Source organism: Ectothiorhodosinus mongolicus, from assembly GCF_022406875.1.
GTDB classification, from domain to species: domain Bacteria; phylum Pseudomonadota; class Gammaproteobacteria; order Ectothiorhodospirales; family Ectothiorhodospiraceae; genus Ectothiorhodospira; species Ectothiorhodospira mongolica.
In genome coordinates this window covers 246029-248323 of record NZ_CP023018.1, presented here as the reverse complement: position 1 = coordinate 248323, position 2295 = coordinate 246029, and the positions used below count along the sequence as shown (strand labels likewise).

Genomic DNA, 2295 nt, shown 5'->3' with positions numbered 1-2295 from the left:
AAATGGGGACAGACCCCTTTTTTCAAAAAATGGGGACAGACCCCTTTTCGGCGAAAAATAAATCTGTCCCTATTTTCGGCGGCGGACGTCTTCGATGCAGGTTTCGGTGGAGCGGTAGATGTTTTCGCGGCCGATGACATCGACCAGGTGGGTGCGCTCCATAACTTCTAAGACTTGGGCTTTAAGGCCGGCGAAGACGAGGGTGACGCCGCGGGCTTTGAGGCGCGCCACCAGCGAGCGGATGACCTCTTCACCGGAGGCGTCAATCTCGTTAATGCCCTTGGTGACGATGATGAGGTATTTGGCATTGGGGTGACGGGCGGCCTGTTCGAGCACGGCGTCCTCGAAGTAGGGCGCATTGGCGAAATACAAAGAGCGGTCAAAGCGTAGCAGGCCGATCTCATCATCGGTGGTCAGGCCATAGCGCTGGGCCTCGCGCAGCGTGCCGTCGCTGTGCCGCGCCAGCTCCGAGACGCGCGGGCGCATGGTGCGATACAAAAATAGGGCGATGGCCACACCCACGCCGATGAGAATGCCAATGTCCAGGTTCGGGGCCACGGCGAGCGTCGCCACAAAGGTGACCACGGCGGCAATGCCATCATGTCGGCTGGCGGTCCAGGCATGCTGAATCGCCTTAAAGTTAATCAGGCCCGCCACTGCCATCATGATCACCGCGGCCAGCACGGCCTCCGGCAAGTGATAAAACCACGAGGTCATGAACAGCAGCACCAGCAGGATCAAAACGGCCGTAAATACCGAGGACAATCCGGTACGTGCGCCGGCATTGAGGTTGACCGCCGAGCGCGAGAACGAGCCGCTGACTGGGTAGGCCTGGGTGACACTGCCCACCAGGTTGCCAAGGCCCTGACCGATGAGCTCTTGATTGGGGTCGAGGCGCTGGCCAGTGCGCCCGGCGATGGCGCGTGCAATGGCGATGGCCTCGGTAAAGCCCACCAAGGCGATCACAAAGGCGGCGGACATCAGTGCCAGAATTTTCGAGGTGCTCATCTCCGGCAGGCGCAGCTCAGGCAGACCTGCGGGGATGCTGCCAATGACTTTGCCACCGGCGTTCATGGTGACGCGATCCTCAACCATACCGCCATAGCGCCAATGGCCGGCGTCATCGACGACAAAGCCGCCAACCGTCTCATCGAGGACGAAGCGCAGTTGCCGCAGCTCACGGAGTAGGGGTCCCGCCTCAGCAGCGAGCGTGTCGCGCTCGTCCTGCCAAAGCAGTTGCCGGTAAGCCAGCTCGGCTTTTAATAGGGCGGTAGCATCATCCATGCGCCCTGCCGCCTCGCGGATTTGGTTGTCGAGACGGGCCATTTCGCGTTTGAGGTCGGCCAGCGTTAGCATTTGTTCCTGGACGGGGGCGGGTTCGACCTTGCTAATGTCGATTTCGGTTTTGTTTTCAAAGCCAATCAGGGCGCTGATGAGGGTGGCCACTACCACCGCTACCAACACCCCCGGCCATTTGGGAAGGTAGCGTTTTAGGCCGGCCATCAAAGCAATGGCGCCAAGGCCAAACGCTAGCGTTAGCCAATGGATTTGGGCGATGTCCATGAGCATGCCGATCAGCCCGAGCATGAAGTGGCCGCTGGTATCGATGGGGATGCCCAGGAGCTTGTTGAGCTGTGATAGACCGATAATCAGCGCCGCGGCATTGGTAAAGCCGACAATCACCGGATGGGAGATGAAGCTCACCAGCGCGCCCATGCGCAAAACGCCCATGGTCAGCTGGATGATGCCTACCATAAAGGCCAAAAGAATGGCTAAGGCGATGTATTCGGCCGAGCCCGGAGTGGTTAGGGGTATTAATGCCGCGGCGGTCAATAGCGAGACCACGGCGACAGGGCCGGTGGCCAGCTGATTCGATGAGCCCCATAGCGCGGCGACGATCACCGGCAGCAGCGAAGCATACAGGCCATATACCGGTGGCAGACCGGCCAGCTGCGCGTACGCCATCGACTGCGGCACCAAAACCAGCGCCACAGCCAGCCCGGCGGAAAAATCAGCCTTAAGGATCTCAGCAGAGGGCCGCTGCCAGCGCAAAAACGGCAGCAAGCGGAGCAATAGCGCGTTCATGCGCCAAGTATAACCAAATCAGCTAATGCTTATAACCAATAAAGACGGGGTACGACCCCAAATGGGGTCTGACCCCATTCAGTGCACCAATTGGGGTCGTAATGCTGGGGTACGACCCCAAAAATAAATCCGTCCCCTTTACCCAAATGGCGTTCGTCTTGACGTACGTACCTAAAACCGTACAATTGTGGCAAGATCGAACATGTGAGA

General features: G+C 59.1%; 1 protein-coding gene. It reads right to left on the bottom strand.

Annotated elements, in window-relative coordinates:
• Positions 1 to 69: 69 nt before the first annotated feature.
• Positions 70 to 2085 (bottom strand): SulP family inorganic anion transporter, encoded by a 2016-nt coding sequence (locus CKX93_RS01010; RefSeq protein ID WP_076754450.1) that lies wholly within the window; start codon positions 2083 to 2085, stop codon positions 70 to 72.
• Between the last annotated feature and the right edge of the window lie 210 nt (positions 2086 to 2295).

What these genes read in the sequence shown, in the direction of transcription:
- CKX93_RS01010 (WP_076754450.1), bottom strand. Translation starts at nt 2,085, where the DNA reads ATGAACGCGCTATTGCTCCGCTTGCTGCCGTTTTTGCGCTGGCAGCGG.